Genomic DNA, 19,336 nt, shown 5'->3' on the forward strand with positions numbered 1-19,336 from the left:
GCATCGCCCGCAGGGAACCGAGCGGCGGCAGAGGTGCGCTCGGCTGCGTGGGAGCCTCCCGGCGCACAGGACGACGGCACCGGTGCGGAACGCCGCATCGACCGGTTATGCGGCGAAGTCCTCGTGCTTCCGGTCCAGTTGGCGTGCCGCGTCGGCCATCAGGGCCAGGTGAAGATTCTCCTGCCACAGGGCCGGGTGGCCCGGCGTGTGCCCGGGAGTGGACACGACCTGCCCGTCGCCATCGCCCAGGCGGAGCAGCTGCCCGGCCTGGAGCGGCATGTCGACGGTGCGGCAGGGTTCGTCGCCAAGTCGCCGTTCATGGCGTGGTGTTGTCCACGGTGGGGCGTTGGTCAGCTCTGTGGTCCGGGGAACCGGCGAGAGCGGAGCGGTCCGTGCGGGCCTCCAGCGCATGCAGGACGGCCACCATGTCCTCGCCGCCGTGGCCCTGGACCACGGTTTCGCCGTACAGGGCGTGGCAGACGTCGAGGAGGGGCGACGCCACTTGGGCCTTGCGGGCGGCCCCGGCGATCAGCCGGTTGTTCTTGAGGACGTCCGCGGCTCCGGCCTGGACCGCGAAGTCCCGGGCCAGCAGCTTGGGCCCCTTCACCCGGGAGACGGCGCTGGCCATCGGTCCCGCGTCCAGGACGTCGCGGAGCAGGCGTTGGTCGAGCCCGTGCCGGTCGGCGAAATGGAACGCCTCGGTCAGGCCGGTCACGAGGGTGATCAGGAACAGGTTGACCGAGAACTTCATCAGCAGGGCGCCCGGTACGCCGCCGCAGCCGAACGTCTCGCGGCACATGGGGGCGAGGACGGGGCGTACGGCCGCGACGGCGTCGTCGTCGCCCGCCAGCATCGCCACCAGGTCGCCCTGTTCGGCGGGGACGCGGGAGCCGGAGACCGGCGCCTCGACGTAGCGTCCGCCCGCGGCCCGGACGGCGTCCTGGAGGGCGGCCGAGTACTCCGGCGCGGTCGTGCCCATGTGGACGACGGTACGTCCGGCGATCTGCGCGGCGAAGTCCGGGGTGCCGCGCCCGAGGACCGTGTCCACGGCGGCCTCGTCGGCGAGCATGAGGATCACCGTCTCCGCCTGTGCGAAGACCTCGGCGGGGGTGTCCGCGATGTGGGCGCCGGCGGCGCGCAGGGGTTCGCTGCGGTCGCGGCTGCGGTTCCACACGACGAGGGGCGTTCCGGCGCGAGCCAGGTTGAGCGCCATGGGCTGTCCCATGACCCCGAGACCGATGAATCCCACGTACACGATGCACCGCCCATTCTCTATGACCGTGGTCATAGTAACCCCACACTATGACCACGGTCATAGAATGGACTCCGGATCATTGGTGAACGGTCGCTGGAGGTCGGGATGGCAGTGTCCGAGCGAGGCCCGCGCGAGCGGATGGTCTTCAGCGCTGCCCAGCTCATCCGGCGTGACGGGGTCGCCGCCACGGGGATGCGTGAGGTCGCCGCACATGCCGGGGCACCGCGCGGCTCGCTGCAGCACTACTTCCCCGGCGGCAAGGAGCAGTTGGTCAACGAGGCGGTCGGCTGGGCGGGCCGGTATGCGGGCAATCGTGTCGCCCGTTTCCTTGCCGCGCTGGACGAGCCGACGCCGAGCGGGCTGTTCGCGGAGATGGTCCGCCAGTGGACCGACGAGTACGAGGCCGCCGGGTACGCGGGCGGCTGCCCTGTCGCGGCCGCCACGGTGGACTGGGCCGAGTCCACCGAGTCGACGCGGGAGGCGGTGGCCGCCGCGTTCGGAACCTGGACCGGGCCGGTGGCCGGCGCTCTGGCCGACATGGGTGTGCCGCAGGAGCGGGCCGGTGCGCTCGCCACGCTCATGATCAGCGCGCTGGAGGGGGCGATCCTCATGGCGCGGGCCGAGCGGGATGTCCGGGCGCTGACGACCGTGGCGCGGGAACTCGGCCCCCTCCTGGACGCCGCGGTGCACAAGACGGATTGACACGAACCGGCGCTCCTTGTTCCGGCAGGTCGTCGCGAAGCCTGCTCCCAGCGGGCGCCTACACATGCGCCCGCACATGCGCCCGGCCAGCAGCCGTCCGCGAGCAGGCGGGCGGCAGTCAGCGAGCCTGCCCCGGTCGGCTTGAGGCCATGGCCGTCGCAGCCTCGCCCCTGCGGGAAACACGCCCTTCATCCAAGGAGTCCTCAGGGGAAACGACTCCTGCCTAACGTTCCTGCCTCGCCGACGTTCGTCACGCGGGACACCACTCCCTCGCACCGCTCCCGGACCGAGGCCCCCCACGGCAGTCCCCAACCCGCAGCAAGGAGGCGTGGCGTGAGCACGGAGCCACGACTGGCAGAAGTCACCGAGCCCGGACCCGAGCAGCAGGCGTCGCCGGGTACCGACCAGGCCGCCAAGGAGACCCTCGAGGACTACACCCTCCGTTTCGCACCGCGCAGTTACCGGCGCTGGACCCCGATGGTCGTGGCGACCACCGCACTCGGCGGCATCGCCTACATGGCCGACTTCTCCATCGGCGCCGGCATCGGCCTGGCCCACGGCACCGGAAACGCGCTGCTCGCGATCCTCGTAGCGGCCGTGGTCATCTTCGTGACCGGCTTCCCGCTGGCCTACTACGGCGCCCGCTACAACATCGACCTGGACCTCATCACCCGGGGTTCCGGCTTCGGGTACTTCGGTTCGGTCCTCACCAGCGTCATCTTCGCCAGCTTCACCTTCATCTTCTTCGCCCTCGAGGGCTCGATCATGGCCCAGGGCCTCAAGCTCGGCCTCGGACTGCCGCTGTGGCTGGGCTACTTGGTGTCCACGCTGATGGTGATCCCGCTGGTGATCTACGGGATGACGGCGCTGAGCAAACTCCAGGTGTGGACCACGCCGATCTGGCTGCTGCTGATGGTCGCCCCGCTGGTCTACCTGGTCGCCACCGACCCGGGGACCGTCGACCGGTTCCTCGCCTACGCCGGCACCGACGGCGAGGGCGGCGTCAACACCGCCGCCGTACTGCTGGGCGCGGGTGTGTGTCTCTCGCTGATCGCGCAGATCGGCGAGCAGATCGACTATCTGCGCTTCATGCCGCCCAAGACCGAGGCGAACAAGCGGGCCTGGTGGACGGCCGTGGTGATGGCCGGTCCCGGCTGGGTCGTGCTGGGCGCGCTGAAGCAGGCCATCGGCGTCTTCCTCGCCGTCTACATTCTCGCCGAGGTCGGTCCCACCGCCGCGCCCGAGCCGATCCAGCAGTTCAAGGGCGCCTTCGACGCGATGATGCCGTCCTGGCTCGTGGTCCCGCTGGCCGTGGTCCTCGTAGTGATCAGCCAGATCAAGATCAACGTGACGAACGCCTACTCCGGCTCCCTCGCCTGGACCAACTCCTTCACCCGCGTCACGAAGCGCTACCCGGGCCGAATGATCTTCGTCCTGGTCAACCTCGCCTTCGCGCTCGCGCTGATGGAGGCGGACATGTTCAGCTTCCTCAACAGCATTCTGGGCTTCTACTCGAACTGCGCGATCGCCTGGGTCGTCACCGTCGCCACCGACATCGGCGTCAACAAGTACCTCCTGAAACTCTCCCCGCACGCCCCCGAGTTCCGCCGCGGCATGCTCTACGCCGTGAACCCGGTCGGCGTCGTCGCCTTCACCGCCGCCTCCGCGCTCTCGATCGCCCTGTACTTCCACGCGCTGGGCGACACCCTCCAGCCGTACTCCCCCGTCGCCGCCGCTGTCATCGCCTTCGTCCTCACCCCGCTGATGGCCGTGGCCACCAAGGGCAAGTACTACCTGCGCCGCGCCGACGACGGCATCACCGAACCGACCCTGGACGCGGACGGCAACCCCAGCGGCGTGACGTACGAGTGCCATGTGTGCCGACAGCAGTTCGAGCGCCCCGACGTGGCCGCTTGCCGGACCCACGACGCCGTCGTCTGCTCGCTGTGCCTGAGCACCGACAAGGTCGGCGACCACGTGCTGCCTGCGACACCCGCCATCCCCTGACACCCGGCAACCTGAGGGCTCCCGTAGGGCACGTGCCCTGCGGGAGCCCTCCGTCATGCCGTCCGCCGTGCACGCAGACCCCGGGTACACGACACCCGGGCCCTTATTGCATACTCATCGCAATAACGAGATGGACGCAGAGGGGGCAGGGTCGCATGGGGGCTTCGGACCACCGCCATACCCAGGGCGCCGCCCTGCCCTTATGACCACCCCGCAACTCCGCCTGCCCACCGGCGAGATACTCCCGCGCCCGTGGATTCCTCGCCGGTCACGCCCGCCGATCCGCGGCGGAGTGATGCGGGGTGCGCCTGGGTAGCCCTCCTATCGCATTTGATGTGCAACAACTCTTCACAAGCAACAAGGGTGTGACGCTCATGACGACCCGTCGAATACGTAGTGCTGCCGTGACGGCGGCGGCGATGGTGGCCGGGGTCGCCGCCTGCTCCGCACCCAGCAGTGGCGGCAGCGCCGGCAAGGCCGCCGACTCCGTCGTCATCGGGGTGGCCTCCGAGCCGGACACCCTCAGTCCGCTGCTCGGCTACGGCAAGGACGGCAACTCGAAGCTCTTCGACGGACTGCTCGTCCGCGATGCCGACCTGAAGCTCAGACCCGCCCTCGCGAAGGCGCTCCCCGAGATCGGGGCCGACGGCCTCACCTACACGTACACCCTGCGCGACGGCGTGAAGTTCAGCGACGGGGAGCCGCTGACGGCCGACGACGTGGTCTTCACGTACCGGACGATCCTGGACGGGAAGACCAACAACACGGCCCGCAGCGAACTGGACGCCGTCAAGGACGTGCGGGCGAGCGGTGACGGCAAGGTCGTCTTCACGCTGAAGTACCCGTACGCGCCGTTCGCCGGGCGCACGGTCCTGCCCATCGTCCCCGAGCACGTCGCGGGCGAGCAGGACCCCAACACCGGCTCCTTCAACCTCAAGCCCGTCGGCACAGGCCCGTACGTCCTGTCCGCCTGGAGCAAGGGCGAGAAGCTCACCTTCAAGGCCAATCCGGACTACTGGGGCGGCGCGCCGAAGGTGAAGACGTTCACCATGGCGGTCATCGCCGACGACAACGTGCGCGCCACGCGGCTGCGCTCCGGCGACCTGGACGGCGCGGTCCTGCCGCCCAACCTCGCCGCCACCTTCAAGAACGACGACGGCTCGAAGTCGTACGAGGCGAGGTCCTACGACTTCCGCACCGTCACCCTCCCGACCGCCGGCAAGGTCACCGGCGACCGTGCGATCCGGCAGGCGCTGGATGCCGCCGTGGACCGCGAGGCCATGGTCGACAAGATCCTCGACGGTGCGGGTACACCGGCGTACGGGCCGCTGCCCGTCGACGATCCCGCGTTCGCCAAGGGCATCGAGCGTGAGCAGGACCTGGACAAGGCCGAGCGGATTCTGGACGCGGCGGGCTGGAAGGCAGGCAAGGACGGCGTCCGCGCCAAGGGCGGGCAGCAGGCCGCGTTCACGCTGCTCTACCCGTCCGGCGACAAGGTCCGCCAGGACCACGCCCTCGCCTACGCCTCCGACGTCAAGAAGGCCGGCATCAAGGTGACGGTGGAGAGCGCCACCTGGGAGGTCATCGAACCGCGGATGAAGGACACCGCGGTCCTCGCGGGCTTCGGCAGCACCGGCGACCCCGACTTCGGCCTCTACACCCTGCTGCACTCCTCCCTCGCCGGTGACGGCTTCAACAACATGGCCCGCTACGACAATCCGGCCGTGGACAAGGCCCTCGACACCGGCCGCCGCACCCAGGCCCCGGCCAAGCGGAAGGCCGCGTACGAGGCCGTCCAGCGCGAGCTCGTGAAGAACCCCGGCTACACGTTCCTCACCCACATCGACCACCTCTATGTGCTCGCCGACCGCTGGGACGGGCTGACCACGCAGCTCGAACCGCACGAGCACGGCTTCGCCAGCGGCCCCTGGTGGAACATCGAGGACTGGCAGCCGAAGAAGTGAGCATCAGGTCCCTGCCCTGGGGAGCGATGGCACGCCTGGCGGGACGGCGGACCCTGCTGTTCGCCGTCCCCGTCCTCATGGTCGTCACGTTCGGCGTGTTCGCCATCGCCGCCGCCTCCCCCTTCGACCCCGTCAAGGCGTACGCCGGCACGGCCGCCCTCGGTGCCGACCAGGAGACCCTGGACCGGCTGCGGGACAACCTCGGCGTCGACCAGCCCTTCACCGCCCGCTGGTGGCACTGGCTGACCTCCGCCCTCAGCGGCGACCTGGGGCACTCCAGCGTGCTGCGCCAGCCCGTGGCGCAGGTGATCGGTGAGCGCCTGGTGTGGTCGACGCTGCTGTGCACGGTCGCGTTCGTCGCCGCGGTGCTGACCGGCACGCTCCTCGGCGTACTGGCCGCCCGGCGCCCGGGCTCCATGCTGGACCGGGCCGTCAGCTCGCTCGCGTACACCCTGGAAGCGGCACCGGTCTTCTGGATCGCGCTGCTCGCCGTCTGGCTGTTCGCCCTCCAGTTGGACGTCCTCCCGGCCGGCGGCCTCACGGACACCGCCAGCGAACAGGTCACCCCGGGGCAGGTGGCGAGCCATCTGATGCTGCCCGCCGGGGTGCTCGCCGTCTCCCAACTCCCTTGGTTCACCCTGTACGTACGGCAGGGGGTCGGCGACGCCCTTGCGGAGGATCCCGTACGGGGCGCCCGGGCCAGGGGTCTGAGCGAGAGCACCGTCCTGCTCGGCCACGCGCTGCGCTCCGGCCTCCTGCCGGTCCTCACGCTGATCGGCTCCCGCGTTCCCGAACTGATCACGGGCGCGCTGCTCGTGGAGACCGTCTTCAGCTGGCCGGGCATCGCCGCGGCCACCGTCGAGGCGGCCACCGCCGTCGACTTCCCCCTGCTCGCGGCCCTCACGACGCTGGCTGCCGCCGCCGTCCTGGTCGGCAACCTGCTCGCCGACCTCCTCTACGGACTGTTCGACCCGAGGGTGAAGCTCAGTGAAATGTGACTCCCATGACCCCAGTTGAGACCGATGCGCGGTCCGGGTCCGCATGGCGCTCCCCCAGCACCAGGCGCCGCTCGACCCGCACGCTGCGGATCCGCACCTCGGCCGCGCTGGTCGCTGTGACCGTTCTCGCCGTGCTGCTCGTGCCGCCGCTGGTGCAGCTCGACCAGCAGGCCGTCGACCTGGCCGCCAAACTGCAACCGCCGTCCTGGGCCCATCCCTTCGGCACCGACGACGTCGGCCGGGACCTGCTGCTGCGCTGTGTCTACGGCCTCAGGGTCTCCCTACTGGTCGGCGTGGCGGCCGCGCTGACCGCGACCGTCATCGGCACGGCCGTCGGCGCCACGGCCGGGGCGCTGGGCGGCTGGGCCGACCGCGCGCTGATGCGGTTGGTCGACACGGTCTCCTCCGTGCCCCATCTGCTGCTGGGCATCTTCATCGTGGCGATGTTCCGGCCGGGCGTGTGGCCGGTGATCGTCTCGGTCGCGCTCACCCACTGGCTGTCCACCGCCCGGATCGTGCGCGCCGAGGTCCTGTCCCTGCGTTCGCGCCCGTACATCGACGCCGCCGTCTCCGGCGGTGCGTCGCGGTGGCGGGTCGCGGTACGGCACCTGCTGCCCGCCGTTCTGCCGCAGGCCGCGCTGGCCGCCGTACTGATGGTGCCGCACGCCATGTGGCACGAGTCGGCGCTGTCCTTCCTGGGACTCGGCCTGCCCACGCACCTGGCCAGCCTCGGGAACCTCATCCAGGGGGCGCGGGGCTCGCTGCTCGCCGGCCAGTGGTGGCCGACGCTGTTCCCGGGCCTGTTCATCATCGTCCCCACCCTCGCCATCGCCGGACTCTCCGGGGCCTGGCGGGAGCGGATCAACCCGCGCCGCCGATCGGAGCTGATGCTGTGACCGAGCGACCTCCCGTGCTGTCGGTGCGTGGGCTGTCCGTGCGCTTCCTCATGCCCGGCGGACGGCGTATCGCGGCCGTCACCGACGCCCGGTTCGACGTGGCGGCCGGCGAATGCCTCGCCCTGATCGGTGAGAGCGGCTGCGGCAAGTCCGTCCTCGCCTCCGCCCTCCTCGGCCTGCTGCCCGCCAACGCCCAGACCGCCGGCGAGGCCCGGCTCGGCGACCTCGACCTGCTCACCGCCGACGAACGGACCCTCGCCCGCACGGTACGGGGCCGCCGTATCGGCCTGGTCCCGCAGAGCCCGGCGGCACACCTCACCCCGGTGCGCACCATCCGCTCCCAACTGGAGGAGACGGTCACGGCGTTGACGGGTGCGCGAGGGCGGACGGCCGTACGTGCCGCTGCCGAGGCGGCCGCCGAGCGCACGGCCTTCCCCGTGGACCACCTCGACCGCCACCCGCACGAACTGTCCGGCGGGCTCGCCCAACGCGCCGCGACCGCCCTCGCCCTGGTCGGCGACGCGCCCCTCCTGCTCGCCGACGAACCCACCACCGGGCTCGACCGCGACCTGGTGGAACACACGGTCGACGAACTGCGACGCCACATCGACGACGGCGACCGTGGCCTGCTGATGATCACGCACGACCTCGCGGCGGCCGAGCGCATCGCCGACCGGGTCGCCGTCATGTACGCGGGCCGCATCGTCGAACTCGCCGCCGCAGCCGCCTTCTTCGGCACGCCTGGCCCCCGCCACCCGTACAGCCGCGGCCTCCTCGAGGCCCTCCCCGACCGCGCCTTCGCGCCCATCCCCGGCATGCCCCCGGAGCTCGGCGACCTCCCCGCCGGCTGCGCCTTCGCGCCGCGCTGCGACCGTGCCACGGACGCCTGCGCCGGTCTGCCACCGGTGACCGAGGCCGTGTCCTGCCACCATCCGCACGTCCCGGAGGACGCCCGTGCTTGAACTGCGCGCCATCACCGCCGGATACGACAGACGCGCGCCCGTCGTACGGGACGCCTCCCTGACGGTCGAACCCGGCGAAGCCGTCGGCCTGCTCGGCCCCAGCGGCTGCGGCAAGTCCACCCTCGCCCGCGTCGCCGCGCTCCTGCACCGCCCGGAAGCCGGAAGCGTCCTCCTGGACGGCACCCCCGTCCGCCGCTGGCGCCACGCCGCCCCGCGGGAACAGCGCACCGCCTTCGGCGTCGTCTTCCAGCAACCCCGTCTCTCCGCCGACCCCCGGTTGCGCCTGGCCCAGCTGATCGCCGAGCCGCTGCTCGCCACCGGCCGACGGGAGGGCTCGGCCGAACGGGTCGCCGAACTGGCCGAAGCCGTCGGCCTCACCCCCGACCTGCTCTCCCGGCGCCCCCACGAGGCCAGCGACGGCCAGCTCCAGCGCGCCTGCCTCGCCCGCGCCCTCGTGCTGCGCCCGCGCTGGCTGGTGTGCGACGAGATGACGGCCATGCTCGACGCGTCCACGACCGCCGCCTTGGTGGCCGTGGTCGAGGACTACCGCCGGACCACCGGCGCGGGCGTACTCGCCATCGGGCACGACCGCACGCTTCTGCAGCGGTGGTGCGACCGCACGGTCCACTGGGACGAGGTGGGCGCAGGCAAGCCCCTGGCGCGACGGTCCTGAACAACTCCACCCGCCCTGGACGCGGATGTCGCGGGCGTCAGTCCTCCACGGGCATCACGCGGGTCACCTTGCCCTTGGTGTCGGCCTCCAGGTAGCCGGCCTGGTACGCGTCGGTGAGGTAGACGGCGATTCCGGCCGGAGTGTCGAAGACGTCGCTGGGCTGTCGCACCAGCAGGTAACGGGATTCCGGCTTGTCGACGTTGAGCTTCTTCTCGGCCTCTTCGAGGAGCGCGGGAACCCGGTCCCAGTTGAAGTCGTCGAGGCTGACGGGCTGGTCGCCGCCGGAGAGGGTGCCGGAGATGATGCCCTTCTCCACACCCTGGCCCGGGCGGTAGGTGTAGGAGTCGTACTTCGTGTCGCTGCCGTCGACCATCAGCTCGGCGGACGCGTACTCCGGGTACACCGTGAAGTCGCCGAACCTGTCCCGGCCGGTCTCGTCCTTGAACGCCTTGATGGCTTCGCGGATGCCGGCCGGGGTGAGCAGGGTGCCGGTCGTCGGCTGCTCCGACTGCCGGGCCGCCGGATCGGCGCCGGCGTCGGCATCGGCGTCCGCGTCGGTCGGTGAGACGGTCGACTCCGGGGTCGATGTGGCGGGCGGGTTGCCGCGCGCGTCCGCGTCACCCGACTCGCCCCCGACGGGCAGCAGCCACCACAGCAGAGCCAGGGCGCCGGCGAGCGAGGTCCCGGAGACGGCCAGCAGGGTGGTCCGGCCCGGGCGGCGTCGGGGGGCCGCCTGCGCGGGCACCGTCAGCGGCTGGGGAGGGGTCTGCCCCTGCCATGGGTGGACGGGCGGCGGCCCGAACCCGGCGGGGGTGGCAGGCGAGGCGGGGCCGCCCGGCGGGAAGGACGTGGCCGGCGAGGCCGAGGCCCCGCCGGGGTATGAGGAGGCCGTAGGGGCGGAGCCCGGGGCGGACGTGTGGATGGGGGCGGGCGGCGGGTTCAGCGGATACGACGTGGCCTCGTCCCGTACCGCCGAGCCGTCCGGCCCGCCCGGCCCGGACTCGGCCTCCGCCAGCTTGAGGTCCAGCACGGCGGCGGACGGCCGCGCCGACGGGTCCCGTACGAGCACGCTCATCAGTACGTCCCGCAACGCGCCGGCACGCACCGGCGGCGGCACGTCGTCATGGAGGACCGCGGCGAGGGTGGCCAGGGTGTTCGCCCTGCGCAGCGGGTGGTGGCCCTCCACGGCGTTGTAGAGCATCATCGCCAGCGACCAGAGGTCGGAGGAGGAGCCGCCCTCGTGCCCCGAGATGCGCTCCGGTGCCATGAAGTCGGCCGTGCCGATGATGGAGCCGGTGGCGGTGAGGTTGGTCGACTCGCGGATCGCGGCGATGCCGAAGTCGGTGAGGACGGGGCGACCGTCGGGCCGCAGCAGGACGTTGGCGGGCTTCACGTCCCGGTGCTGGATGCCGGCGTCGTGCGCGGCGGTCAGCGCCGCGAGCACTCCCCGGCCGAGACGCGCCGCCTCGGCCGGCGGCATCGGGCCCTGGGCCAGCCGGTCGGCCAGCGAGCCGCCGCTGACCAGCTCCATGACGATCCACGGGTACGTGCCGTCGCCGCCGTCGACTATGTGGTGGATGGTGACGACGTTCGGATGGTCGATCCGGGCCAGGGCCCTGGCCTCGCGCAGCACGCGTTCGCGCAGCATCCGCGCGCCCTCGGGATCGTATTCGGCGAGGTCCCGGTCGGGCGGGCGGACCTCCTTGACCGCCACCAGCCGGTGCAGCACCAGATCCCTGGCCCGCCAGACCGTCCCCATCCCGCCGCCACCGAGGCGGGCCTCCAACTCGAAGCGCCCGTCGACGACTCGTCCACCGGGACCTCTGTCTGCCTCACTCATGGGCGGGAGCTTAGTTGTCGCCACGGACAGTGCTCTGAGGCGGTCATGGCTATGCGGCGGATCGCCAGTGAGAGGGACTCGACCACCGTCTCGTACAAACGCACATGCGACCCCCACAGGTATCCAACCCAGCTCATGCGATGTGACAGGAGACTTTCTCCTCGCATCTGCGGCATTATCATCGACGGATGCGGCCGAACGGCGGTGTGGTCCGCCGGGGCCGCGAGTGATTGTGCGTCCGTCAGGACCAGAGGGAGTGGACCCGTGAAGACCCGTACCGCCCGCCGGAACCGCCGGACCCTGCAGGTGGCCGGCGCAGGCGCCGCCGCGCTGCTGGCGCTGAGCGCCTGCTCGTCGTCCGACGACTCCTCCTCGTCGAAGTCGGACTCCTCCGCGTCCGCCTCCTCGTCGGGCAAGCTCTCCGGCGAGGTGACCGTGTTCGCGGCGGCCTCGCTGAAGGAGAGCTTCACGACGCTGGGCAAAAAGTTCGAGAAGGAGCACCCGGGTACGAAGGTCACCTTTTCCTTCGGCGGCAGTGACTCGCTCGCCGCGAGCATCACGGGCGGCGCTCCGGCCGACGTGTTCGCCTCGGCCAGCCCCAAGACGATGAAGATCGTCACGGATGCGGGGGACGCCTCCGGCACGCCCTCTACCTTCGTCCGCAACGAACTGGAGATCGTCACCCTGCCGGGCAACCCCGGCAAGATCTCCTCCCTCAAGGACCTCACCAAGTCGGGCCTGAAGGTCGTGCTCTGCGACAAGGAGGTGCCGTGCGGCGCCGCCGCGCAGAAGGCGCTGGAAGCGAGCGACCTGAAACTCACACCCGTCTCCTACGAGCAGGACGTCAAGGCCGCCCTGACGAAGGTCGAGCTGAAGGAGGCCGACGCGGCCGTCGTCTACAAGACGGATGTGCACGCGGCGGGTGACAAGGTGGACAGCGTGGAGTTCCCCGAGTCCGCCGACGCCATCAACGACTACCCGATCACGCTGCTGAAGGACGCCCAGAACGCCGAGGCCGCCAAGGCGTTCATCGCGCTGGTGCAGTCCGCCGAGGGCCAGCAGGTCCTGACCGCGGCCGGGTTCCTCAAGCCGTGATCCCGAGCGACAAGGCCGACGCCGCGACCGACTCCCTCCGGGGTGGGCCGCGGCGTCGGCGCATTCGTACGAGCGTGCCGCTGCCCTTGCTGTTCCCCGCCCTGATCGGCCTGGCGTTCCTCGTCGTGCCGCTGATCGCCCTGCTCGTACGGACCCCGTGGCGCAGCCTGCCCGAGCAGCTGACCAGCGCCGAGGTGTGGCAGGCGCTCCAGCTGTCCCTGGTCTGCGCCACGGCGGCCACCGCGGTGAGCCTGGTGATCGGCGTGCCGTTGGCCTGGCTGCTGGCCCGGGTGGAGTTCCCCGGCCGCGGCCTCGTACGAGCCCTGGTCACCCTGCCCCTCGTCCTGCCGCCGGTCGTCGGCGGTGTGGCGCTGCTGATGGCGCTCGGCCGCAACGGCATCGTCGGGCAGTGGCTGGACTCCTGGTTCGGGATCACTCTTCCGTTCACCACGGCGGGGGTGGTGGTCGCGGAGGCGTTCGTGGCGATGCCGTTCCTCGTCATCAGCGTCGAGGGCACCCTGCGTGCCACCGATCCCCGCTACGAGGAGGCCGCCACCACCCTGGGCGCCTCCCGCTTCACCGCGTTCCGCCGGATCACCCTGCCCCTCATCGCTCCGGGCATCGCGGCGGGCGCCGTACTGGCCTGGGCCCGCGCGCTCGGCGAGTTCGGCGCGACGATCACTTTCGCCGGCAACTTCCCGGGCCGCACCCAGACCATGCCCCTGGCCGTGTACCTGGCGTTGCAGAGCGACCCCGAGGCGGCCATCGCGCTCAGCCTGGTGCTGCTGGCCGTGTCGATCGCGGTGCTGGCGGGGTTGCGGGACCGATGGATGACGGCGGGATGAGGCGGGGTGCGGGACCGACCACAGCGACGCACCCGGGCCACCGACCACAGAGCGACGACCAGGCTTGGACCACCGCAGGATCGCCCGCCCACCCCGGGCCGGCCCTGCCCGACCGTGAGATGACTGCCGGATGACCGAGACCTACGACGTCCACGCCGACCCCGTTCCGGACGGGCTCGACGCCCGCCTCGTCGTGGACCGTGGTGGCTTCCGCCTCGACGTGGCGCTGACCGTCGCTCCGGGCGAGGTGGTCGCGCTGCTGGGCCCGAACGGTGCGGGCAAGACCACCGCCCTGCGTGCCCTGGCCGGGCTGACCCCGCTCAGCGGTGGCCATCTGCGGCTGGACGGTGCGCAGTTGGACCGTACGCCGCCCGAGTCCCGACCGGTCGGCGTCGTTTTCCAGGACTACCTGCTCTTCCCCCACCTCACCGCGCTCGACAACGTGGCGTTCGGGCCGCGCTGCCAGGGTGCGTCCAAGGCTCAGGCGCGGGCGCAGGCCGCCGAGTGGCTCGGCCGCCTGGGACTGACGGATCACGAGGGCGCCAAGCCGCGCAAGCTGTCAGGCGGCCAGGCCCAGCGTGTCGCCCTCGCTCGTGCGCTCGCCACGAGCCCCCGGCTGCTGCTGCTCGACGAGCCGCTGGCGGCACTGGACGCCCGTACCCGTCTGGAGGTCCGTGCCCAACTCCGCCGCCACCTGGCCGAGTTCGAGGCGGTCGCCGTCCTCGTCACGCACGATCCGCTCGACGCCATGGTCCTGGCCGACCGTCTGGTCGTCGTCGAGCACGGCCGAGTCGTCCAGGAGGGCGCCCCGTCCCACATCGCCCGCCACCCCCGTACGGACTACATCGCCCAGTTGGTCGGCCTGAACCTCTACCGGGGCGAGGCCGAGGGCCACACGGTGCGACTCGATGCCGGGCCGTCCGTCACCACGACGGAGGACCTGTCCGGCCCCGTTTTCGTGGCGTTCCCGCCCAGCGCGGTCACGCTCCACCGCGACCGCCCGACCGGCTCCAGCGCCCGTAACCTGTGGCAGTGCCAGGTGGCCGGCCTGGAGACGCACGGCGACCAGATCCGCGCCGATCTCACCGGCGAACTCCCCCTGGCCGCCGACCTCACCACGGTCGCCGCCGCCGAACTCGATCTGCACCCGGGCGCGGAGGTCTGGGCGACGGTGAAGGCGGCACAGACCCACGCCTACCCCGTCTGAGAGCGCCTGCCCCTTTCGGAGTGCGACAGCGCCGAGGCGGGCTGTCACCCCATGTGCCTTCTCCCGTACAGTCCGTGACACGCGTGCTTGGCCGAGGCTGAGCAGCCCAGTGGCTGACCAGGAGGAGAACCATGGACACCGAAGCCGGCCTCGGCTCCCTCCCACACGCCCCCGGAACGCGGCGGCCGGTCCCCGAAGCCGAGCGTGCGCTCGTGGAGCGGTGGCGCTCGGACGGGGGTGAACTGGTCGAGCTGCTGGCCCAGGTGCGCGCGCAGACCGGCGGCGTCGCCGCGTTCCGGCTCGGGCCGAGCCCGACGGTTCTCGTCACCGACCCGCAGGCGGTCCAGCACGTGCTCGCCCGGCATCCGGAGCAGTACGTCAAACGCTCCCACCGCGCCCGCCTGCTGATCGGCGACGGTGTCATGGCCGCCACCGGCGCGGCGTGGAAGCGCCAACGCCGGTTGCTGCAGTCCCAGTTCACCGGTACCGGGATGCGCCGCTACGAGCAGCGGATCACCGCGGCGGCCCGGACCACGGCCGAACGCTGGGACCGGTACGCCCGCACGGGGCAGACCTTCGAAGTCGGCCAGGAGATGCACCGCTTCGCCCTGGACGCCATCTGGCGCTCCCTGACCGGGTACCCCTGGACGACGACACCGAGCGCGAACTGGCCGCCGTGACAGCCGTGGGGGCGGCCCTTCCGACTCTGCCCGCCGATGCCGCCGAAGCCCGCGACGCCGTCGCCGCCGACCTGGCCCGGATCGACGCGGTCGCCCGGCGGGCCGTCGAGGCCGCGCGCAGTGGGGCGTCCGGACCCGACGGCCCGGGGCTGGTGCACGTGCTGACCGACGCCGCCGCGGAGCATCCCGAGTACACCGACCAGCTGATCCGCGACGAACTGGTCACGCTGCTCGCGGCCGGACATGAGACCACCGCCTCCACCCTGACCTGGCTCCATCTGCTCCTGGACCAGCACCCCGCCGCCCGCGAAGCAGCTCTCGCCGCCGGCAGCGACGGCTCACCGCAGCGCCGCCAGGCCGTCCAGGCCCTCATCCACGAGACGCTCCGGCTCTACCCGTCCGCCTGGCTGCTGCCCCGCCGCGCCGCCGAGACCGACACCCTCGCCGGCTACACGGTCGAGGCGGGCACGGACATCCTGGTCTGCCCCTACCTCACCCACCGCGATCCCGAACTGTGGCCGGACCCCGAGCACTTCGACCCCCGGCGCTTCCTCACCCCGGACGGCCGCCCCACGCACCCGGGCGCCTACTTCCCCTTCGGCATCGGGCCCCGCGCCTGCCTCGGCCTCCAATTCGCACTCCGCGAATCGACGGTCCTGCTCGAACACCTGCTGCCGGCCCACGTTCCGGTGTTCTCCTCGACCCCGAAGAAGACCCAGTACGGCATCACCGTCCGCCCCGACGGACCCACCACGGCGACCTTGGCGCGGCCACTCGTGTGATGCGGGGCGTGCTGCGGGGTCGGGCTCTCTCCTCTACGACCGCCCGCCGAACTGCCAGGCGTGGACCTCGACATCGGCGTACAGCTCCGGCGTCAGTACGGCACGTGCCGCCGCCGGGTCCGGTGCCCGTACCAGGGTCGCCGTCCCCAGCCAGGCGTCGCCGTCGTCGGACAGCAGGGGCCCATAGGCGATCAACTCCTCCCGCGCGGGCGGCAGATCCTGGTCGGCGGCCTGTCCCGAGCCGAGGCCGAGCACCAGGTAGCGGTTGCCCTCGGTGGCGCCGCCGGGGAAGTCCCACATGGTGCGCCCGAGCAGGTTCTGCCAACGGCGCAGCAACACGTCCCGGTACACGCCGGCCTGATGGTTGGGCTCGTCGAAGGCGAACGCGCGGGCGGCGGCGGCATCGGGCAGGTCGACGATGTGCACGCTGCCGGAAGGCGTTTCACCGTCGGCGGCGAACGTCGGCCCCCGGGCGATCATCTGCGCGGCAAAGAGGTCCATGTAGGACCAGTGCTCCTCCAGCAGCTGGTCGCGCAGTTCCAGAGAGCCGGGCCGATCACGGTGGTAGCAGAAGAACTCCATGCCCGCAGTCTTCACCACCTCCCTCATACGCCACCGAGAGCGGAGCGGAGCTCGCCACTTCCCGCAGGTGAGGGCCCACGCCTCGCACGCTTACGCCCGCGACCACTGGTACGGCGTTTCCACCACCGCGGAATTCAAGAAGGCCGCACAATCCGTGACGGGCAAGGACCTGAACCCGTTCTGGAAACTGCACCGGATCCGGTGAAGGACGGTCAGTTGTCGACGGTTGGGCCGGCATAAATTGCACTCGTACGAACTCGTATGCACCTACTGGCAGTTCACGTTAGTTCACTCCGTGGAGAATCGGCGCTGTACGTCGGGCCGGGACCTGAGGCGGTCCGGGTAGCCGGGGCCCATCCGCGCGGTCGTGTCGTCGGCGTGCAGCGGCTCGTGGCAGGCGGAGCACACCACCTCCGCCTGACCGTCGTGGCCGCAGGCCTCGTGGTGCAGGGTGACGGGAGGCCCCTCGGGCCCGGCGAGCCAGCGGTCGCCCCAGCTCGCCATCGCGGCGAGGACCGGGAAGAGGTCCTTGCCCTTCTCCGTCAGCAGGTACTCGTGGCGTGGCGGCTCGCTCTCGTAGAGCCGCCGCTCCAGCAGCCCCGCCTCGACCAGACGTCGCAGCCGGTCGGTGAGCGTGTTCCGGGCGATGCGAAGCTCTCCCTGGAAGTCGTCGAAGCGGCGGCAGCCGTAGAACGCCTCGCGCAGGACCAGCGGGGTCCAGGCGTCTCCGACCACGTCCAGGGTCCGCGCGATGGAGCACGGCCAGTTCGCGAAGGACGTCCGCGCGCTCATGTCCGCACTCCGGCCTCGTGGACCAGCTCGATCGCTCGGCCCAGGGTGTCGAGCCGGGCGGCCAGGTCCGCACCCGCCGGGTACAGGCGGACGGTGTCCACGCCGGCGTCGCGCCAGACGCGCAGCCGCTCCCGGACCATGGTCTCGGTGCCGATCAACGTGGTCGCCAGGACCATCTCGTCGGTGACCAGCGCGGCCGCCCCGTCCCGGTCACCGGCCTGCCAGCGCTGCCGTACCTCCGCGGCGACCTCGGCCCAGCCCTGCCTGCTGTATGCGCGGTTGTAGAAGTTGGTGGACGTCGAGCCCATGCCGCCGAGGCTGAAGGCCAGTTCCTTCTTGCGGCCGGCCACCATGGCGCTGAGGGCTTCCTCGTCGGCGGCGAAGGCCACTTCGGCGCCCTGGCAGACGTCCAGATCCGCTCGGGCGCGCCCGCCGTGCGCCAGCCCTTCGTCGAGGTGAGCGAAGTAGGCACCCGCAGCTCCCTCGGGTACGAAGCTCGTGCCGAGCCAGCCGTCGGCGACCTCGCCGGCCAGCCGGAGCATGGCCGGTGACAGTGCGGCCAGGTGCAGCGGCACGGGGTGCTCGGCCCGCATCGACAGTTTCATCGGTACGGCGTCGCCGCCGGGCAGCGGGATGCGGTACTCGGTGCCGGAGTGGTCGATCTTGGCGCCGGCCAGGACCTGCCGCACGATCTCCACCGTTTCGCGGACGCGCGCCAGCGGGCGTGCGAAGGGAACGCCGTGCAGTCCCTCCATCACCTGCGGGCCCGAGGGGCCGAGGCCGAGCAGGAAGCGTCCCTGGGACAGGTTGGAGAGGGTGATCGCGGTCTGCGCGAGCGCGACCGGGGTGCGCGTCCCGACCTGCATGACTCCGGAGCCCAGCAGCATGCGTTCGGTGCGGGCGGCGTAGTAGCCCAGGGCGGAGGGCGCGTCCGAGCCCCAGGCCTCGGCCACCCAGCAGATGTCCAGGCCCAGCTTCTCCGCCTCGACGACGAAGTCAGCCTGCCGGGTCCAGGAGCCGAGCCCTGACGCCTCGACCGTGATCGCGGCCCTCATCACGCCTCCGCCAGCTTCTTGATCTGCCCCAGCGTGACGGTCATGTTGCGCTCGAACTCACGCAGGCGTACGAACACGATCTTCTGTTCCTTGTCCGGCATCGCGTCGATGGCGAAGGACAGGCCGGAGCGCCCGGGGCCCATCTGCATCCACTCGGCCAGTTCGGTTCCGCCGTCCTTGGGCTCCAGGCGGAAGCGCCAGACGGCGGAGGGGCTGGCGGGGTCCGACACGGCCCAGGTGAGGAGGTGCGGGGGCGCGCACTCGACGACATGCGAGGTGGTCTCCCACTCGCCCAGGGAGTCGTGCCTGCTCCTGCCGACGAACCGAGCACCCACGGCGGCCCGATCCGCGCCGTCGAGCCACTGCACCGAATGAAGCTCGTCGCTCATGTCCGGCATCAGCGTCACATCGGAGACGATCTCCCACACCCGGTCCGGCAGCGCGTCCACCCACGTCCGCACTTCGACCGTGGGCGTGTCCGCATAGCGTGCGCCCGTCCACTCCACTCCGCGCCAACTCCATCCCCGACGAAGGCCTGTGACCTTCAGAGTTGCGTAACTAGACTCACTGCGTCAAGAGTGCTGCGGAGACAGGCTGTGCGCATCCTGGTCCCTGACCGGTCGTCCCTGACCCGTCGTCCCTCATGCGTCGACGTCGCCCGTCTCCTTCTGCAGGACGGCCTTCTTCACCTGCGTCTCGACAGCGCTGCGCTGCTCGCCCTGCGCCTTCGCATAGTCGGCGACCGCGGTCCGCACATCGCGAGCCAGATCCCGCCAGGCCCGCCACGCCGTGTTGTACGTGGTGGTCTGCCGCGAGCTCCAGCCGCCTTCCTCAGTGGGCGGCCCGTACATGCCCCGCAGCTCCTCCACGCGATGGTGCGCCTGCTCGGCCGCGCGCTGCTTCTCCACGAGCTCATCAAAAATGTTCGTCACACAAATGGAGCATAGGGAGGTAAACGCCGCACCGCGCGTCGAGCCGGGATCCGGCTGGGGCGGACGACC

Annotated in this window: 19 protein-coding genes and 1 pseudogene; 12 read left to right on the top strand and 8 right to left on the bottom strand. The window is 71.4% G+C overall.

Going from position 1 to position 19,336, the window contains the following annotated elements:
* Positions 1 to 105: 105 nt before the first annotated feature.
* Both OHO27_RS02310 and OHO27_RS02315 read right to left on the bottom strand, forming a co-directional pair.
* Complete coding sequence (locus OHO27_RS02310; protein ID WP_328419764.1) at positions 106 to 279, bottom strand: hypothetical protein; 174 nt, start codon at positions 277 to 279, stop codon at positions 106 to 108.
* A 37-nt stretch (positions 280 to 316) separates the two neighbouring features.
* Complete coding sequence (locus OHO27_RS02315; RefSeq protein ID WP_443059506.1) at positions 317 to 1,225, bottom strand: NAD(P)-dependent oxidoreductase; 909 nt, start codon at positions 1,223 to 1,225, stop codon at positions 317 to 319.
* A 135-nt stretch (positions 1,226 to 1,360) separates the two neighbouring features.
* Here OHO27_RS02315 and OHO27_RS02320 point away from each other — a divergent pair, with 135 nt between their 5' ends.
* The 7 genes from OHO27_RS02320 to OHO27_RS02350 all read left to right on the top strand — a co-directional run bounded on the left by OHO27_RS02320 (position 1,361) and on the right by OHO27_RS02350 (position 9,457).
* Positions 1,361 to 1,957 carry a TetR/AcrR family transcriptional regulator gene (locus OHO27_RS02320; RefSeq protein ID WP_328419768.1) on the top strand — a complete coding sequence of 199 codons (597 nt, stop codon included), beginning with the start codon at positions 1,361 to 1,363 and terminating at the stop codon, positions 1,955 to 1,957.
* Positions 1,958 to 2,290: 333 nt separating this feature from the next.
* The gene (locus OHO27_RS02325) at positions 2,291 to 3,964 is read left to right on the top strand and encodes a purine-cytosine permease family protein (RefSeq protein ID WP_328419770.1); all 1,674 of its coding nucleotides are present in this window, start codon (positions 2,291 to 2,293) and stop codon (positions 3,962 to 3,964) included.
* A gap of 374 nt (positions 3,965 to 4,338) precedes the next feature.
* The gene (locus tag OHO27_RS02330; RefSeq protein ID WP_328419772.1) at positions 4,339 to 5,928 is read left to right on the top strand and encodes an ABC transporter substrate-binding protein; all 1,590 of its coding nucleotides are present in this window, start codon (positions 4,339 to 4,341) and stop codon (positions 5,926 to 5,928) included.
* Positions 5,929 to 5,954: 26 nt separating this feature from the next.
* Positions 5,955 to 6,926, top strand: coding sequence for an ABC transporter permease (locus OHO27_RS02335; RefSeq protein ID WP_328419774.1), 972 nt, complete (start codon positions 5,955 to 5,957; stop codon positions 6,924 to 6,926).
* A 5-nt stretch (positions 6,927 to 6,931) separates the two neighbouring features.
* Positions 6,932 to 7,822 (top strand): ABC transporter permease, encoded by an 891-nt coding sequence (locus OHO27_RS02340; protein WP_328419776.1) that lies wholly within the window; start codon positions 6,932 to 6,934, stop codon positions 7,820 to 7,822.
* Positions 7,819 to 8,784 (top strand): ABC transporter ATP-binding protein, encoded by a 966-nt coding sequence (locus OHO27_RS02345; protein WP_328419778.1) that lies wholly within the window; start codon positions 7,819 to 7,821, stop codon positions 8,782 to 8,784. The genes OHO27_RS02340 and OHO27_RS02345 overlap by 4 nt, the downstream gene beginning before the upstream one ends.
* Positions 8,777 to 9,457 (top strand): ABC transporter ATP-binding protein, encoded by a 681-nt coding sequence (locus tag OHO27_RS02350; protein WP_328419780.1) that lies wholly within the window; start codon positions 8,777 to 8,779, stop codon positions 9,455 to 9,457. The genes OHO27_RS02345 and OHO27_RS02350 overlap by 8 nt, the downstream gene beginning before the upstream one ends.
* A gap of 37 nt (positions 9,458 to 9,494) precedes the next feature.
* Here OHO27_RS02350 and OHO27_RS02355 read toward each other — a convergent pair whose 3' ends face one another.
* On the bottom strand, positions 9,495 to 11,297 hold the full coding sequence (locus OHO27_RS02355) for a protein kinase domain-containing protein (protein ID WP_328419782.1): 1,803 nt from the start codon (positions 11,295 to 11,297) through the stop codon (positions 9,495 to 9,497).
* Positions 11,298 to 11,561: 264 nt separating this feature from the next.
* On the opposite strand from OHO27_RS02355, the gene modA reads away from it, so the two are divergent.
* The 4 genes and pseudogenes from modA (at position 11,562) to OHO27_RS02375 (ending at position 15,906) form a co-directional block, all read left to right on the top strand.
* Entirely contained in the window at positions 11,562 to 12,392 is an 831-nt protein-coding gene (gene modA, locus OHO27_RS02360; protein ID WP_328419784.1) for a molybdate ABC transporter substrate-binding protein, read from the top strand.
* A complete protein-coding gene (gene modB, locus OHO27_RS02365) occupies positions 12,389 to 13,237 on the top strand; it encodes a molybdate ABC transporter permease subunit (RefSeq protein ID WP_328419786.1) in 849 nt (282 codons plus the stop codon). The genes modA and modB overlap by 4 nt, the downstream gene beginning before the upstream one ends.
* 130 nt (positions 13,238 to 13,367) lie before the next feature.
* On the top strand, positions 13,368 to 14,444 hold the full coding sequence (locus OHO27_RS02370) for an ABC transporter ATP-binding protein (RefSeq protein ID WP_328419788.1): 1,077 nt from the start codon (positions 13,368 to 13,370) through the stop codon (positions 14,442 to 14,444).
* Between the two features lie 131 nt (positions 14,445 to 14,575).
* A pseudogene (locus OHO27_RS02375) lies at positions 14,576 to 15,906 on the top strand (cytochrome P450).
* A gap of 33 nt (positions 15,907 to 15,939) precedes the next feature.
* On the opposite strand, the gene OHO27_RS02380 reads toward OHO27_RS02375, so the two are convergent.
* Positions 15,940 to 16,488, bottom strand: a complete 549-nt coding sequence (locus OHO27_RS02380; RefSeq protein ID WP_328419790.1) for a YciI family protein — start codon at positions 16,486 to 16,488, stop codon at positions 15,940 to 15,942.
* On the opposite strand from OHO27_RS02380, the gene OHO27_RS02385 reads away from it, so the two are divergent.
* Positions 16,487 to 16,693, top strand: a complete 207-nt coding sequence (locus tag OHO27_RS02385; RefSeq protein WP_328430735.1) for a hypothetical protein — start codon at positions 16,487 to 16,489, stop codon at positions 16,691 to 16,693. The two genes, OHO27_RS02380 and OHO27_RS02385, sit on opposite strands and share 2 nt — an antisense overlap.
* A gap of 83 nt (positions 16,694 to 16,776) precedes the next feature.
* On the opposite strand, the gene OHO27_RS02390 is transcribed toward OHO27_RS02385, so the two are convergent.
* The 4 genes from OHO27_RS02390 to OHO27_RS02405 all read right to left on the bottom strand — a co-directional run bounded on the left by OHO27_RS02390 (position 16,777) and on the right by OHO27_RS02405 (position 19,267).
* The gene (locus OHO27_RS02390; RefSeq protein ID WP_328419792.1) at positions 16,777 to 17,280 is read right to left on the bottom strand and encodes a winged helix-turn-helix transcriptional regulator; all 504 of its coding nucleotides are present in this window, start codon (positions 17,278 to 17,280) and stop codon (positions 16,777 to 16,779) included.
* On the bottom strand, positions 17,277 to 18,335 hold the full coding sequence (locus OHO27_RS02395; protein ID WP_328419794.1) for an LLM class flavin-dependent oxidoreductase: 1,059 nt from the start codon (positions 18,333 to 18,335) through the stop codon (positions 17,277 to 17,279). The genes OHO27_RS02390 and OHO27_RS02395 overlap by 4 nt, the downstream gene beginning before the upstream one ends.
* Complete coding sequence (locus OHO27_RS02400) at positions 18,335 to 18,841, bottom strand: SRPBCC family protein (protein WP_328419796.1); 507 nt, start codon at positions 18,839 to 18,841, stop codon at positions 18,335 to 18,337. Before OHO27_RS02400 ends, OHO27_RS02395 begins: the two co-directional genes overlap by 1 nt.
* A 135-nt stretch (positions 18,842 to 18,976) precedes the next feature.
* The gene (locus OHO27_RS02405; RefSeq protein ID WP_328419798.1) at positions 18,977 to 19,267 is read right to left on the bottom strand and encodes a hypothetical protein; all 291 of its coding nucleotides are present in this window, start codon (positions 19,265 to 19,267) and stop codon (positions 18,977 to 18,979) included.
* Positions 19,268 to 19,336 lie beyond the last annotated feature (69 nt).

The sequence above is a fragment of the Streptomyces sp. NBC_00443 genome, from assembly GCF_036014175.1.
Taxonomy (GTDB): Bacteria; Actinomycetota; Actinomycetes; order Streptomycetales; family Streptomycetaceae; genus Streptomyces.

What these genes read in the sequence shown, in the direction of transcription:
- OHO27_RS02310 (WP_328419764.1), bottom strand. Translation starts at nt 279, where the DNA reads ATGCCGCTCCAGGCCGGGCAGCTGCTCCGCCTGGGCGATGGCGACGGG.
- OHO27_RS02315 (WP_443059506.1), bottom strand. Translation starts at nt 1,225, where the DNA reads ATGGGACAGCCCATGGCGCTCAACCTGGCTCGCGCCGGAACGCCCCTC.
- OHO27_RS02320 (WP_328419768.1), top strand. Translation starts at nt 1,361, where the DNA reads ATGGCAGTGTCCGAGCGAGGCCCGCGCGAGCGGATGGTCTTCAGCGCT.
- OHO27_RS02330 (WP_328419772.1), top strand. Translation starts at nt 4,339, where the DNA reads ATGACGACCCGTCGAATACGTAGTGCTGCCGTGACGGCGGCGGCGATG.
- OHO27_RS02335 (WP_328419774.1), top strand. Translation starts at nt 5,955, where the DNA reads ATGGCACGCCTGGCGGGACGGCGGACCCTGCTGTTCGCCGTCCCCGTC.
- OHO27_RS02340 (WP_328419776.1), top strand. Translation starts at nt 6,932, where the DNA reads ATGACCCCAGTTGAGACCGATGCGCGGTCCGGGTCCGCATGGCGCTCC.
- OHO27_RS02355 (WP_328419782.1), bottom strand. Translation starts at nt 11,297, where the DNA reads ATGAGTGAGGCAGACAGAGGTCCCGGTGGACGAGTCGTCGACGGGCGC.
- OHO27_RS02370 (WP_328419788.1), top strand. Translation starts at nt 13,368, where the DNA reads ATGACCGAGACCTACGACGTCCACGCCGACCCCGTTCCGGACGGGCTC.
- OHO27_RS02385 (WP_328430735.1), top strand. Translation starts at nt 16,487, where the DNA reads ATGCCCGCAGTCTTCACCACCTCCCTCATACGCCACCGAGAGCGGAGC.
- OHO27_RS02380 (WP_328419790.1), bottom strand. Translation starts at nt 16,488, where the DNA reads ATGGAGTTCTTCTGCTACCACCGTGATCGGCCCGGCTCTCTGGAACTG.
- OHO27_RS02390 (WP_328419792.1), bottom strand. Translation starts at nt 17,280, where the DNA reads ATGAGCGCGCGGACGTCCTTCGCGAACTGGCCGTGCTCCATCGCGCGG.
- OHO27_RS02395 (WP_328419794.1), bottom strand. Translation starts at nt 18,335, where the DNA reads ATGAGGGCCGCGATCACGGTCGAGGCGTCAGGGCTCGGCTCCTGGACC.